This is a genomic window from Bacillus sp. BR3(2024) (genome assembly GCF_039134555.1).
Lineage (GTDB): Bacteria > Bacillota > Bacilli > Bacillales > Bacillaceae_G > Bacillus_A > Bacillus_A cereus.
Window position 1 is genome coordinate 2922490 of sequence record NZ_CP152433.1, and the last position, 13158, is coordinate 2935647.

Genomic DNA, 13158 nt, shown 5'->3' on the forward strand with positions numbered 1-13158 from the left:
CCATACTTTCGCTTAACATTTTATGCATTTAGAAATAGTAGGAGCCTGTGTATATAACGGGACGGCTTTAGATTGAAAGAAAAGTTTGAGAAAAGGGTCTATTTTGTAAAGGAATTGCTTATTCATAAAGTGAAACTATAATCAGTGGGGATTTTACTACACGGCAAATAGCGGATAAAATATCACTATTTTTTTGTACGCTGTTGCTATAAATTCGCGAATGAATCAGGTTTCCAACCAGATGTGGTGTTGAGATGCGAAGCTATTATGAATCCAGTCATATAACTAGGAGGTACCACTATGCCATCTTTATTTAAAACTATGGCCTTCCAGCTGAAAACCGAAAGACTTGAGCTTAGTATGTGGGAGGAATCCGATTCCGTTTGGCTGAGCAAATTAATTGGCGAACGTGGCGTGGACATTCCAGCCGTTGATTCCGTTCGTAACCGGCTTATTGAGATGCGCAAGAAGGCAGACGAAAATGGTATTTCCCTTCTCACTATTCGAAGGAGAGACGAAGGCGATTTCATTGGGTACTGTGGCTTAATTATCGGTCGTTCCACACTTGAAGAGCCGGAGATTGCATACGAGTTGTTCCGCAGCGCTCATGGTAAAGGTTATGCGACTGAGGCCGCATCTGTTGTACTGGACGCGGCGATTGCTACTGGGCGCCAAAGACTTTGGTCGACTGTAGGTGCTTGGAATATCGCTTCCCTCCGGGTACTAGAAAAGATAGGATTTAAGCGGCATCACAGTACGTGGGATGATGAACGTGGTGAGATTGTTTGGAACGTACGCGATCTTTAAAGATTTCGCCTTAATTTTAAACACTACACTTTTCAACAATCAGGCATTTACATTGAGAAAAAATCACAAACAAGCCGTTTCACTAATTAGTGAAACGGCTTGTTTTTAAGCGTTCAATTCTGTTTTATGCCCTTTTACTACACTACGTTTGAGTGCAGTTGCTAATATAGTAACCATACTTACTATACCAATCCAAACGAGTACAGTAACAGGTGTATTCCAGCTTAACCCTTTTCCAAAGAAGAAGATTTCTCTTAGGCCTTCAATCATAAATTTCATTGGTAACCATGAGTAAACCCAGTCTTGATAAAACGGAGACAACATCTCAGGTGCTAATGATAATAACGGTGCCCCGAAGAATAGTAATAAAGCGAATAAACCGATTCCTTTTAGCCCAACTAATGATAGTACTGCAGATATCATTAAGAAGAAACTAAAAGAAGTAATGGATAAGAATAGAGCTGTATCCGTGAAGTTCGAAATATTTAACCCTACCATCCCATCTGCAATCCATGTAAGACCAAACCCAATTACAAGTGTCGCAATAGCTCCTGTTACGATTTGTTTTACTTTTAACAGAAAGTTTTCTTTTCTTGAGCTTACTGGCATTTTACTAATCGCAATAAAAATAATCGCTGCACTAGCTAAACTTGCAATCCATAACGGCTGGAATAATGATATTGGTGAGTTACCGTTCGCACTATTTTTGCCGACCTCATTCACATTTTTCACGTTCTTTACAATAGGTGTTACTAATTTCTCAGCTTGATTTGTTGTTACAGTAGCTCCTTTTGCTTTCAACCCTTCTAATATTTGTGTACGAACAGTATTGTTCATATTATCAACAATCGCCTGTAATATTTGCCCTGCCATAGTTGATGCAGCCGTATTCATTCCTTGATTAATATATATTTCTATCTCAGGTGAAGATGGCTGTAGTGTTCGTAACGACGCTTGTTTTGCGCTAAATTCTTTCGGGATGACTAATGCCGCGTAATACTCTTTATTGTTTAATCCCTTTTGAACGGCTTCTTTATTTTTTACTTCTACCCACTTCACTGCGGGTTCTTCCTCTGATTTCGCTGTTTTTTTCATGTTATCAACGATCGTTTGCCCCATATTCATTTTCGGTTGATTTGGAATTTCTACACCTTGATCCTCATTTACAATTGCAATTGGCAAGTTTTTCGGCTGCGGTTGAACAGTTGGAAATAGCGTTAATGAAAAAATAAAAACAACAAGTAGTGCAATAACTGGTGATAAAAATAAAAGTTTATTTTTAAACATTTTCTTTTCTCCTCCCTTAATTTGATCTATAATAACCAACAACGTGTTGTTTATTTATATTTTGAATTATATGTTCGAGTTGAACCTTATACAATAATCAAAAATCGTGAATGTGTTGGTTATAAGACACATTTTCCAAATGTGTTGAGTAAAATTAAGGAGGGATATGCTTTGCGCGATAATAATTTAGATTTGCGTGTTGTTCGTACGAAAACTGCCATACGAAATGCATTGGTGGAGCTAATTGAAGAAAAAGGTTTTGACGCCATTACAGTGAAAGATATTACAACGAAAGCAAACATTAATCGCGGTACTTTCTATGCGCACTATCAAGATAAATTTGATTTAATGACAAAATGCCAAGAAGACATTATGTACGAGTTTTCTAGCATTGCTAAACAGAAATTCCCGGAAGTTATTGCTGACCTTGGATCAAATCCTTCTCCAACAATGCCATTTATACTTATCACTTCTATTCTTGAATTTCTAAATGAAAATAGTGATTTTATGAGAGCTGTACTAAGTCCGAAAGGAGATTTATCTTTCCAAACAAAACTGAAAGACTTTATGTGGAAAACATTATTTGAAGATACGAATGGTCCTCTCATTAATAAGAAGAATTTACTTGTTCCAAGCGAATATTTAACTTCTTATATGGCATCTGCACATATAGGTGTCATCCAACAATGGTTAAATAATGGACAAAAAGAAACACCTGAGGAGATTGCTCGCTTTTTATCAACTATTGCAGTTCATGGACCTTTTTATGCAGCTGGTTTAAAGAAATAAGTCAGCTTGCTTAGTAATTTCTATTATTTTATTAATAACTTGAAATTTATGTTTCTGTAAAAAAGCTGTTGAAAGGACTTCCCCTTCAACAGCTTCTACATTATTAACGATATAAACGAACTGCACCTGCAGAATTATCATCTGCTTGTCCAACTACTTCAAATTTCAATCCGAATTTTGGTAATTTACGTCCTGCATCTGGGATTAAATCATTTATATACAATTTAGAGTCATCAAACTTCGTTACACCTGGTAATCCTTTGTAATCATATGTTCCGCGTGTTGGAGATACGACTTTCCATGCTGGCGTTTGGTTAAGGGAGAACGCAGCATCTGCGATTTGGAATCGTGTACTATTTTTAACAGTTGGTTTGCCGTTTAGTGTTCCAACAATTGCCTCTGGGTGAGAGTCAACAACTCCTAAGAAACCTTCACCTGGATGTAAACCAACCCAATTATCTGTAAAGCTAGAGTCTGCATACCATACTAGCAGACCTGTATTATATGGTACACCACTGCTATATTTTAACGCTTGATCAGCACCAGCATAGTTTCTCCACTCTAAATAGTAGTTATGCTTCTTCTTATCAAAACCGTCTGCTACAACAAAACCATTTAATTTAAATTTCGTTTCGCCTTCTGCATCATCAGAGAACACAACATTTCCATCTACAGTTAATGTAGCATTATCAAAAGTAAAACCGGTCGGCGCTAAACCACCATCTGTAATGTATTCGAATACTAATTTTACTTTTTGACCTTTGAATTTGCTTAAGTCATAAGACTTATCTACCCATTTACCATCTGTTGTGTCTAGACCATTTTTCACATTTTTTTCACCAATTCGATCCACTAACGTTTTCGTACCATCTTCTTTCACTGCATGTACTTCAAGGAAGTCATAATCCGTTTCAATTTCATACATTGATTTATAATCAAACCTCGCATTTGTTGCATTTGTTAAATCAAACACTGGCGTTTCTAATGTTGTATGAAGGTTATCACCTTTTGTACTATAGTAGTACTTCTTACCGAATGCAGGCTGAATACCTTTTACCTCTTTATCTGGTAAGTTAACACGAATCAGACCAGGACGATTTGATTTCGTTACACTTTGATCTAAATACGTCGCATAGCCAATACCACGATTTAATTTATTATAGTCAACCTCTACAATATTGGCCCAGTTTCCACCCATGTTCTTTTGAAAGAACTCTTTGTTTTGCGGAGAGAAACTCGGTGGCGTTGTTCCTGCAATTTTACCAGCCCAGCTACCGCCACTCATAACAGACCAGGAGTTAATTGGCTCACCTGCTCCTGTGTACTTCGTATCATACTCATCTGGAAGACCTAAATCATGACCAAATTCATGTGCGAATACACCAACCGCTCCGTCTTCTGGCTCAATTGTGTAGTCGTATGCTGCCATCTTACCGCCCCAGTTATCAACTTTTGCTTTTGTTCCTTCAATTGGATATGGTGTTCCAAGGTGCCAACGATGTGACCAAATTGCATCATCACCTAGTCTACCACCGCCCCCATCTTGCCCAACTCCAGCGTGAATGACCATTAAGTGATCAATCAGACCATCTGGTTCATTTTTATTGCCATCACCATTATTGTCATATTGATCGTATTCGTCAAATTCAGATAAATCAATACCACTTTCTACAGCCGCATTTAATGCCTCTTTTACAAAATCACGAGGTCCTTTTGGTCCCATATTATCATGACCGCCATCTCCTGCATCTGCGCCATAATCTGCCGCATTACCAGGAACTGTCAACCACTTTGTTACTGTGCCATCTACTGTATAACTACCACCAGATTGCTCTTCATAATATTGTTTAAATGTTGGTACTTTTGAACCATCAAAGAGTGTAAATGGCTCATTACCAAATAACATTTTTTGATAATGTTCTGGATTAAAATCATTTGAATACATATAACCTGGTACTTGATCAATATTGTTATGCTTAAAGTCCGCAAACTCTACTAGCAATACGAGAACTTTATCTTTACGAACATCGCCGTTATATTGTTTTTGCTTCGCTGAAGTAGTTGGTACTTGGCCGTTTAATCCCCCTTTAACCGGCTCTTGTCCCGCTACTGGACCACTAGCAGGTTGATCTGCTTTTTCTTTCTCATCTGCTTTTGCATCTTTAACTTTTTTCAAAAAGTCAGCCGCTTCTCTCGTAACACTATCCCCCGCCGCTGGTTCTTTTCCCGCATTTTCTCCTTTTTTCTTCTCTACGTATTTTTCAACAGCTTTTAATGTGTCTTCTTTCGACGTAGATTCATTAATTACACCGCGTTTCTTGAGCGCATCTGCTAAACGCTCCTCTTGAATTAAATTTTCATCAATCGGACTTAAAGTTCCTCCATTAGACGGCGTTGCCGCATAAACAGATTGACCCCCATACCCAAATGTGCAACTAAGCACAGTTGCCGCCGCAAGCGTAGACAGCACTTTAAAAGGCTTTTTCTTCATCCCTATTCCTCCCCAATATTAAATACGATACAACGTTTATATATTACTGAAAATTCAGAAAATTATCAATGTATTGTCTGAATTTGTAATATTTTTGAAAAAATCCTTTGTTTTAGATGAACATACATTCTGATTCATCAATATTTCAGAAAATATTGATGAAAGTTGATAAAACTATTAAAATCATAAAGAAATCGTCCACTATATTTAGTGGACGATTTCTTTATTTATCTAAAATACAACTACAACACTTCAATATATCCTTCTGTTCCATGTACCCGAATTCGTTGCCCGTCTTTTATTAGTTTCGTAGCGTTCTCTACTCCAACAACTGCTGGCAGGCCATACTCACGTGCAATCACTGCTCCATGCGTCATAAGCCCGCCGACTTCAGTGACTAACCCTTTTATAGAAACAAACAAAGGTGTCCACCCAGGATCGGTAAATGCCGTAACTAATATATCTCCATCTTCCAAATTCGCGTCTTCCATGTTTAAAATAACGCGTGCTCTCCCCTCAACCACTCCAGAAGAAACAGGCAAACCTACAATTGCTTCAGCCGGGAGATTTTCGCGTTTGTACTTACCTGTAATGATTTCTCCATCAGACGTGATAACACGCGGAGGTGTTAGTTTTTCATATAATTTGTACGCATTTTTTTGTTTATGAATAGTCTTGTAATCTAGTTTATTTGTGCGGACGACTTCGTGAAGTTCTTCAAAAGTTAGATAGTATATATCTTCTATTTCATCCAGAACATTATTTTGCACAAGTTTCTCTGCTTCTTTCAGTAATGCCTGCTTATATATGAAATAACGATGAATCATGCCGTATTTCGGATATTCACGATAACCGATGAAATTGCGGATGTTACGAATCATTCTCTTCGTCTCTTCTACTTTTTGTTCCCCATCCGGCAAGTGCTGCAATCGCTCTAACAACTCTTTTTCTTTTTTCAAAGCTTCCTGCAGCCCTTCTTCAAACTTCCGCTTACTAGCACCATATTCAAAGTCTCTTATATGATTTAAAATCATCGGTATAATTGTAGCTGGCTGTTCACTCCAGCGCGTTTTCGTAATGTCGATTTCTCCGCTGCATCTCATTCCATATTTATTTAGAAAAGCATCGATTGCATCCCGAACTTTTTCCCCGCCTTTAAACTGAATTAATTCATCTAAAAAGCTATCATCTTCTACATGCTGTAAATACGCAATGACTTCCGGATACGGCCGAATCACATCTGCCACATCCAATAACGCTAGCCCCATTTCTGACGTAATATTATGTTGTACAGATTGTGAAAGTACATCTGCTGCATTTTTTTCTCCTAGCCACTGCTCCATCTTTTCATTAATCCATGATGAAGCATTCATACCTGCCATAATGATAGCTATACTTTGCGAGTTAAATAATACTTTCTTTAATTGCTGAATGTCTTCTAAAATAAAATCAAGTACATCCACCCCTGATTTCGTTTGCATGTTTCGTTTTAATTCTTCTATTGATAATTCACTATTCTTTATTAAATTCGTAACGATTTCCGGATCGTTTTCAGGTTGTTGTTGCGAACTTGCAGGTGGCACATTTTTACTAAGATCCTTTTCTTTTTCATCATCCGATAACAATTTAATAAAATTCTCTCGCTCAATTACAGTCGTTAATGCATCTCGTATGAGCGGATCCGATTTACCTAAAGCGTTTATTAAGTAATCTCTGCTAGCAGGTGAAGCTAGTCTTTGCGTAGCATCAACAAATAGTCTTCCTCCGGCTTTACACATAGGTGCACTAGTCGTTAACAGGAAAAAAGATAAACCTAATGGTTTCATCGCATCGGTCATCATTTGTTGGTGACCAACTGATATATACACGTGATTTTCCCCATCATTTACTTCTGGAATTGGATATAAAGTCGTAATCGGTCTGCTTTGGACTATATAAATTGTATCATCAACTAAGCACCATTCAATATCTTGCGGACAACCAAAATAAGCTTCGATTTGTCTTCCGATGCGTGCTAGTTGTAAAATCTGTTGTTCAGTAAGTGTTTGAAATTTTTGCTGATTAGGAGCAATTTTCTTTCTCTCTGTTCCGCCTTCTTTTCGTCCATAGATGGCTAATTTTTTCGTTGCGATGACCTTTTCGACGATTTCGTCTTCTTTTACCTTATAATTATCGGCAGAAACCAATCCAGATACTAGCGCCTCGCCAAGTCCAAAGCTGGCATCGATTGACAACACCTTCCTATTCGAAGTAATCGGGTCCGCAGTAAATAAAATCCCTGAAGCCTCAGGGAAAACCATTTTTTGAATGACAACACATATAGAAACTTGATTATGATCAAAACCGCTTTGCATTCGGTATATAACCGCCCGATCTGTAAACAAAGAAGCCCAGCATTTTTTAATATGCTGCAAAATGTTTTCTTTTCCAATAACATTTAAATACGTATCTTGTTGACCAGCAAACGAGGCATACGGTAAATCTTCAGCAGTAGCACTCGAACGCACTGCATATGCATGTTCATCGCCAAAGTGCGAGAGATAATGAGCTACTAATTCCACTACATCAACTGGAATTTCCACCGCCATAATGACTTCTCTAATCTGCTTACTAATTTCACCAATTCGATCTCGTTCCTCAATTTTTAGCATTGCTAATTGATTCAATAAAGTTTGAAACGCTCCATTTTTTCCGATGGCCTGTTCATACCCTACCGTTGTAACACAAAATCCTTCTGGCACTTGTATCCCTTGAATATTGGATAACTCCCCTAAATTCAATCCTTTTCCACCAACGAGAAAAAGCTGCGTTTTTTCTATTTCCTGAAAATCGAGAACGAAAGAACTCATTTGGCACCTCTCCTTACTATTCATGTGTTCTTGATTGTAACAGTAGTAAATGAGAAGAAACAGTCTATTTCGAACGTAAATTACATGATATAATTAAGTTAGGAAGAGATCATCACTTCTATTTCCCCTCTAATTCACTTCAATTACATCACCAAACTTAAACATTCTTTTATTATGAAAAGCAATCATTAGACATAATGGATTTCTATCGAACTTTGTTATGTCTTTTTTATATAAATCCATATTGTAATATCTTTATAAATCTTTTATTAAGCCATAAATTCGCCTCAAGAATAGTAGAATCTGTGACTTTAAAAGCAATATTTTTTGTTTGCACTTTATATAAATTGATATGAATCCCTCTTAATTCTAGGACTAAATTATTGTTTTTTAATCCCACATTAATTCTTTTCTCAAATTCGCCAAAATGAATTTTCAAGATTAGGGAACTATAATGTCGTATTAAAATATATTAAGGGGGAGAAAAATTGGACAATGAAATGAATTATGGAAGTGATTACAAGTTTATTCCAGCAACTTCAATTGAAAGTGGTCACGGCATCGAAGTATTGCCTGATTTATTTTGTTACACGATTCAAATCGTCAATATATGCTTTGTTGGAAATCCTAAGACCAATGATTTTGTTTTAGTTGATGCTGGAATGCCTAAATGTGCAAATGAAATTATCTCTATCGCTGAGGATCGATTTGGTACCAATAGTCGCCCAAAAGTAATTATTTTAACTCACGGCCATTTTGATCATGTTGGGGGAATAATTGAACTCATCAAGTATTGGGATGTTCCCGTCTATGCACATCAAATGGAGCTACCGTTCCTGACTGGACAACAAAGCTATCCAGAACCAGACCCTACAGTTGAAGGTGGTATGGTAGCGAAAATGTCTCCTCTGTTCCCAAACGAACCAATTGACTTAGGAAATAACGTAAAAGCGCTACCTACCGATGGAACTGTTCCCCATATGCCAGAGTTTAGATGGATTCATACACCAGGACATACTCCAGGACATATTTCATTATTCCGAGAAAAAGACCGAACTTTAATCGCTGGGGACGCTTTTGTTACAGTGAAACAGGAGTATCTATATAAAGTAATAACCCAAGAACAGGAAATAAGCGGTCCGCCTCGTTATTTAACAACAGACTGGAAAGCCGCTAAAGAGTCAGTTCTTAAGCTAGAAAAGTTAAAGCCTCTAACCGCCGTTACTGGACACGGGATACCGATGTCGGGTGAATTGCTATCAACAAGCCTCAAAACACTCGTTCAAGAATTTGATAAAATTGCTGTACCTGATTACGGAAAATATATAGATAAAAAGATGCATTAAACGCGGGAATACTTTGTTTATTTTTATATTAACGAATCAGAATATGATACAAAATCAAAACACCAAAAAATATTAAGTTTAATATGAAAAAAACTGTACTTAGGCAACCTCTCTATTATAAGAATGGAACTATCCTTTGTGAATAAAGCTCGATATTCCGCAAATACTATCCATAGTATAAGCCTGCTTCTTACCCAGGTTGTACTTCTTACCATTAAAGGGTGATTAAAACGGGTTACGCTATATAAAAGCATAATCCGTTTTTAATGAAATATTGTATTCCATATACATTTAAACAATGGAGGAAAATAATGAAACATATTGTTGCCTTATTAATTAAGTACACAGCGATAACTGCAGTATTGCTAATCATGCTCAGTATCTTTCAAGGCATTTCAATTCCTAAAGTATTATTAATTTCTCTTTTCCTTACGGGCACTGCCTATTTAATCGGAGATCTCTTCATTTTACCTAAATACGGAAATGCGATTGCTACAATGGCAGATTTCGGCTTAAGCTTTTTCGGAACTTGGTTACTAACATCCTTGTTTACTAATTTAGATGCTACTCGTAATATTGGATTTTCTTCATTTTTAGCTGCTTTAATTATTGGCGGAATAGAAGTTTTCTTCCATATTTATATGCAGAAGTTAGTACTGCGTAATGACAATAAATTAAGAGAACATAATCATATTCCCCATGATAAATACGCTATGGAGATATCAGATGAATATATGGATTCTTCCACAATAAATAAGTCCAAGCTTGAGGATACACCTAAAAAATAAAAAAGTGGCCAACACCACTTTTTTATTTTTGTTTATTACGCTTGGTCAGAATTTCTTACATGTAATGGAGGTGGAACTACCCATCCCTTTTTCTTACTTAAACGTAGCAGAGTTACACCTGCCTGCGCTTTTTTCATATGAAATTGTCCGAATAACATACCTACATCTTCTCGAAGGCATTTTCCCATTACTTGACTACATGTCACAAGTCCAGCTGCTAATCCTGTAGAAACAGCTGCAGCAATTTCAACATCATTAATACGCGCTCCCGGAGGAATGTCTTCAATAGATGCAACTGGTCGTTCTGGAGGAGCAGGCGGTAAAGCGACCCCATTAATCTTTAAAAGAGCTTTTAATTCTTCTATTTCCGAATTCATATCATTTTCAATTAAGCCTTCTAAAAACTTCTTCAAATCTTCATCACCTGTGTGATTCATAAACACTTGATGGCTTGCAATTGCACCCTGTGCAGCAAGAAGATAACTCCAAATGTCAAATACTTCTCCGTAATGTAAAGGTTCATTTTGAGGATTTCCACTTAATATACCCATTTTTAAATTCCTACCTTTCGAAAATATCATAATAAATATTGATTTCAATATTGAAATCAAATTTTTAAGTATGCTTTTTCCTGCAAAAGATTTTCTACTATGCATGGAAAACACCTTTCCAACACTGCGTGTTTATTGTTTAGGAAAGTAGTTTACAAATTAAATACTCAAAGATTATGAAAGAAGATTATCAATAATCTTTGAGTGAGAATCTGTTTAATATAAGGTTTTTTATTTTTATGAATACACAAAAGAAATTGATTTACATATTTGCTATATTTTAAGCCAATTTACTTAGCGGTTAGCTCTACCACCAAGTTGTTGTTCTGCCATTGCTACTAAACGTTTTGTAATTTCACCACCAACAGATCCGTTTGAACGAGCTGTTGTATCTGCACCAAGTTGTACACCAAACTCTTGTGCAATTTCATATTTCATTTGATCAAGAGCTTGTTCAGCGCCTCGAACTAATACTTCATTACGACTTCCACTATTATTTTTTCCCATATTGTTTCACCTCCGATGTTTTTAATATGCTACAAATTATGAAATAATAATTATCCTTTTTATGGAAATTAGATTATGAATAAAAATTGATTTTTTTCTTAAAGTAGGGCAAAACATATAAGAAAGAATAACTGATATAACATACTTTCATAACAACACTATGTATACTTTCTAATTCCCTTCAGTAAACAAAAGAAAGATTTCTATTTCACCAAGAGATTAAATAAAATTATGTTTTGAGACATAATCCAAAAGGAGATATGAGATGAAAGCTGTAACCTATCAAGGACCAAACCAAGTACAGGTTAAACAAGTGGATGATGCAAAATTAGAGAAAAAAGATGATATTATTGTAAAAATTACTTCAACCGCTATTTGCGGTTCTGATTTACATTTATATCAAGGCAACATGCCCTTACCTCAAGGATACATTATCGGCCATGAACCAATGGGAATTGTTGAAGAAGTCGGGCCAGATGTCACTAAAGTGAAAAAAGGCGATCGTGTTGTCATCCCATTCAACGTTTCTTGTGGACATTGTTTCTATTGCCAACATGAAATGGAAAGTCAATGTGATAACTCAAACCCTCATTACGATTCTGGTGGATACTTTGGTTATACAGAGAAATTTGGTAATCATCCGGGCGGACAAGCAGAATATTTAAAAGTTCCTTTTGGAAATTTCACTCCATTTGTTATACCGGAATCATGCGAACTTGAAGATGAATCCCTACTATTTCTATCAGATGTTTTACCAACAGCCTATTGGAGTGTAATAAACGCAGGCGTTAAGCCAGGTGATACTGTTATCGTCCTTGGTTGTGGACCTGTTGGATTAATGACACAAAAATTCGCTTGGATGCAAGGTGCTAAACGTGTAATTGCAGTGGATTACTTAGATTATCGGATGAATTATGCAAAAAAGATTAACAATGTTGAGGTATTTGAGTTTACAAAATTCCCCGATATGGGAGAACATTTAAAGGAAATTACACGTGGCGGTGCTGATGTAGTTATTGATTGTGTGGGGATGGATGGAAAAAAATCGCCTCTAGAATTTCTGGAACAAAAATTAAAATTACAAGGTGGAACTCTCGGTCCTATTCAAATCGCTACGAAAGCCGTAAGAAAATATGGAACGGTTCAAATGACCGGCGTTTATGGTGGCAATTATAACGCCTTTCCACTCGGTGCATTTTGGGTTAGAAATATTAATCTTAAAATGGGACAAGCACCTGTCATTCATTTTATGCCGGAACTATTTGAAAAAATAACAAATAAAGAATTTGATCCAAAAGAGATTATTACACACAAAATTCCCCTTGAAGAAGCGAGTTATGGTTATCAGATTTTTAATAATCGTGAAGACGACTGTATAAAAGTCATTCTGAAGCCTTAAAGCTACAATTCATTATTCTTAATGAAAAGATAAGATTACATTTCGTAATCTTATCTTTTTTTATTAAATGCTAAGTATCTATCCCCTATTTTCATCTCACATCTAAAATAGTTATTTTCAAAAACTTTGCATTTTGAGGTAATAAATAATTGGTAAAAACATGAATTAAAGTATTAAGTAACCAAATAGCGGACACGATAACAATGTTAACTAACTTAAAAGTGATGTTGATTATATTGCTGCTCCTCTTAATTTTGTTTCTATGAACTATTAAACGCCACTGTTACTTACTTATAATCTCCCTACCTCTATTCACATATAAAATCCCTATATTGTAAACAAAG

10 protein-coding genes are annotated in these 13158 nt (G+C 36.2%); 5 read left to right on the forward strand and 5 right to left on the reverse strand.

Annotation, left to right across the window (positions count from 1 at the left end; translation table 11 throughout):
• The first annotated feature begins 300 nt into the window (after positions 1–300).
• Positions 301–807, forward strand: a complete 507-nt coding sequence (locus tag V7S45_RS15165) for a GNAT family N-acetyltransferase (RefSeq protein ID WP_001139523.1) — start codon at positions 301–303, stop codon at positions 805–807.
• Between the two features lie 105 nt (positions 808–912).
• Here the strand turns inward: V7S45_RS15165 and V7S45_RS15170 are convergent, their stop codons facing one another.
• The gene (locus V7S45_RS15170; RefSeq protein WP_025687029.1) at positions 913–2094 is read right to left on the reverse strand and encodes a DUF3533 domain-containing protein; all 1182 of its coding nucleotides are present in this window, start codon (positions 2092–2094) and stop codon (positions 913–915) included.
• 171 nt (positions 2095–2265) lie between these two features.
• On the opposite strand from V7S45_RS15170, the gene V7S45_RS15175 reads away from it, so the two are divergent.
• Positions 2266–2883, forward strand: a complete 618-nt coding sequence (locus V7S45_RS15175; RefSeq protein WP_001205507.1) for a TetR/AcrR family transcriptional regulator — start codon at positions 2266–2268, stop codon at positions 2881–2883.
• Between the two features lie 103 nt (positions 2884–2986).
• Here the strand turns inward: V7S45_RS15175 and V7S45_RS15180 are convergent, their stop codons facing one another.
• Positions 2987–5374: an immune inhibitor A domain-containing protein gene (locus V7S45_RS15180; protein WP_000728996.1), complete on the reverse strand. Its 2388-nt coding sequence runs from the start codon at positions 5372–5374 to the stop codon at positions 2987–2989.
• A gap of 242 nt (positions 5375–5616) precedes the next feature.
• Positions 5617–8223: a phosphoenolpyruvate synthase gene (gene ppsA, locus V7S45_RS15185; protein WP_025687028.1), complete on the reverse strand. Its 2607-nt coding sequence runs from the start codon at positions 8221–8223 to the stop codon at positions 5617–5619.
• Between the two features lie 488 nt (positions 8224–8711).
• Here ppsA and V7S45_RS15190 point away from each other — a divergent pair, with 488 nt between their 5' ends.
• The gene (locus V7S45_RS15190) at positions 8712–9569 is read left to right on the forward strand and encodes an MBL fold metallo-hydrolase (RefSeq protein WP_025687027.1); all 858 of its coding nucleotides are present in this window, start codon (positions 8712–8714) and stop codon (positions 9567–9569) included.
• Between the two features lie 311 nt (positions 9570–9880).
• Complete coding sequence (locus tag V7S45_RS15195; RefSeq protein ID WP_000680665.1) at positions 9881–10357, forward strand: YndM family protein; 477 nt, start codon at positions 9881–9883, stop codon at positions 10355–10357.
• Positions 10358–10392: 35 nt separating this feature from the next.
• Here the strand turns inward: V7S45_RS15195 and V7S45_RS15200 are convergent, their stop codons facing one another.
• Together V7S45_RS15200 and sasP are read right to left on the reverse strand one after the other, a co-directional pair.
• On the reverse strand, positions 10393–10908 hold the full coding sequence (locus V7S45_RS15200; RefSeq protein WP_001986359.1) for a DUF3231 family protein: 516 nt from the start codon (positions 10906–10908) through the stop codon (positions 10393–10395).
• Positions 10909–11202: 294 nt separating this feature from the next.
• Positions 11203–11415 carry a small acid-soluble spore protein, SasP family gene (gene sasP / locus V7S45_RS15205; protein ID WP_000517671.1) on the reverse strand — a complete coding sequence of 71 codons (213 nt, stop codon included), beginning with the start codon at positions 11413–11415 and terminating at the stop codon, positions 11203–11205.
• A gap of 265 nt (positions 11416–11680) precedes the next feature.
• On the opposite strand from sasP, the gene V7S45_RS15210 reads away from it, so the two are divergent.
• Positions 11681–12814 (forward strand): zinc-dependent alcohol dehydrogenase, encoded by a 1134-nt coding sequence (locus V7S45_RS15210; RefSeq protein WP_000649086.1) that lies wholly within the window; start codon positions 11681–11683, stop codon positions 12812–12814.
• The last annotated feature ends 344 nt before the right edge of the window (positions 12815–13158 follow it).

Coding starts and splice junctions, on each gene's coding strand:
- V7S45_RS15165 (WP_001139523.1), top strand. CDS start 301: ATGCCATCTTTATTTAAAACTATGGCCTTCCAGCTGAAAACCGAAAGA.
- V7S45_RS15170 (WP_025687029.1), bottom strand. CDS start 2,094: ATGTTTAAAAATAAACTTTTATTTTTATCACCAGTTATTGCACTACTT.
- V7S45_RS15180 (WP_000728996.1), bottom strand. CDS start 5,374: ATGAAGAAAAAGCCTTTTAAAGTGCTGTCTACGCTTGCGGCGGCAACT.
- ppsA (WP_025687028.1), bottom strand. CDS start 8,223: ATGAGTTCTTTCGTTCTCGATTTTCAGGAAATAGAAAAAACGCAGCTT.
- V7S45_RS15195 (WP_000680665.1), top strand. CDS start 9,881: ATGAAACATATTGTTGCCTTATTAATTAAGTACACAGCGATAACTGCA.
- V7S45_RS15200 (WP_001986359.1), bottom strand. CDS start 10,908: ATGGGTATATTAAGTGGAAATCCTCAAAATGAACCTTTACATTACGGA.
- sasP (WP_000517671.1), bottom strand. CDS start 11,415: ATGGGAAAAAATAATAGTGGAAGTCGTAATGAAGTATTAGTTCGAGGC.
- V7S45_RS15210 (WP_000649086.1), top strand. CDS start 11,681: ATGAAAGCTGTAACCTATCAAGGACCAAACCAAGTACAGGTTAAACAA.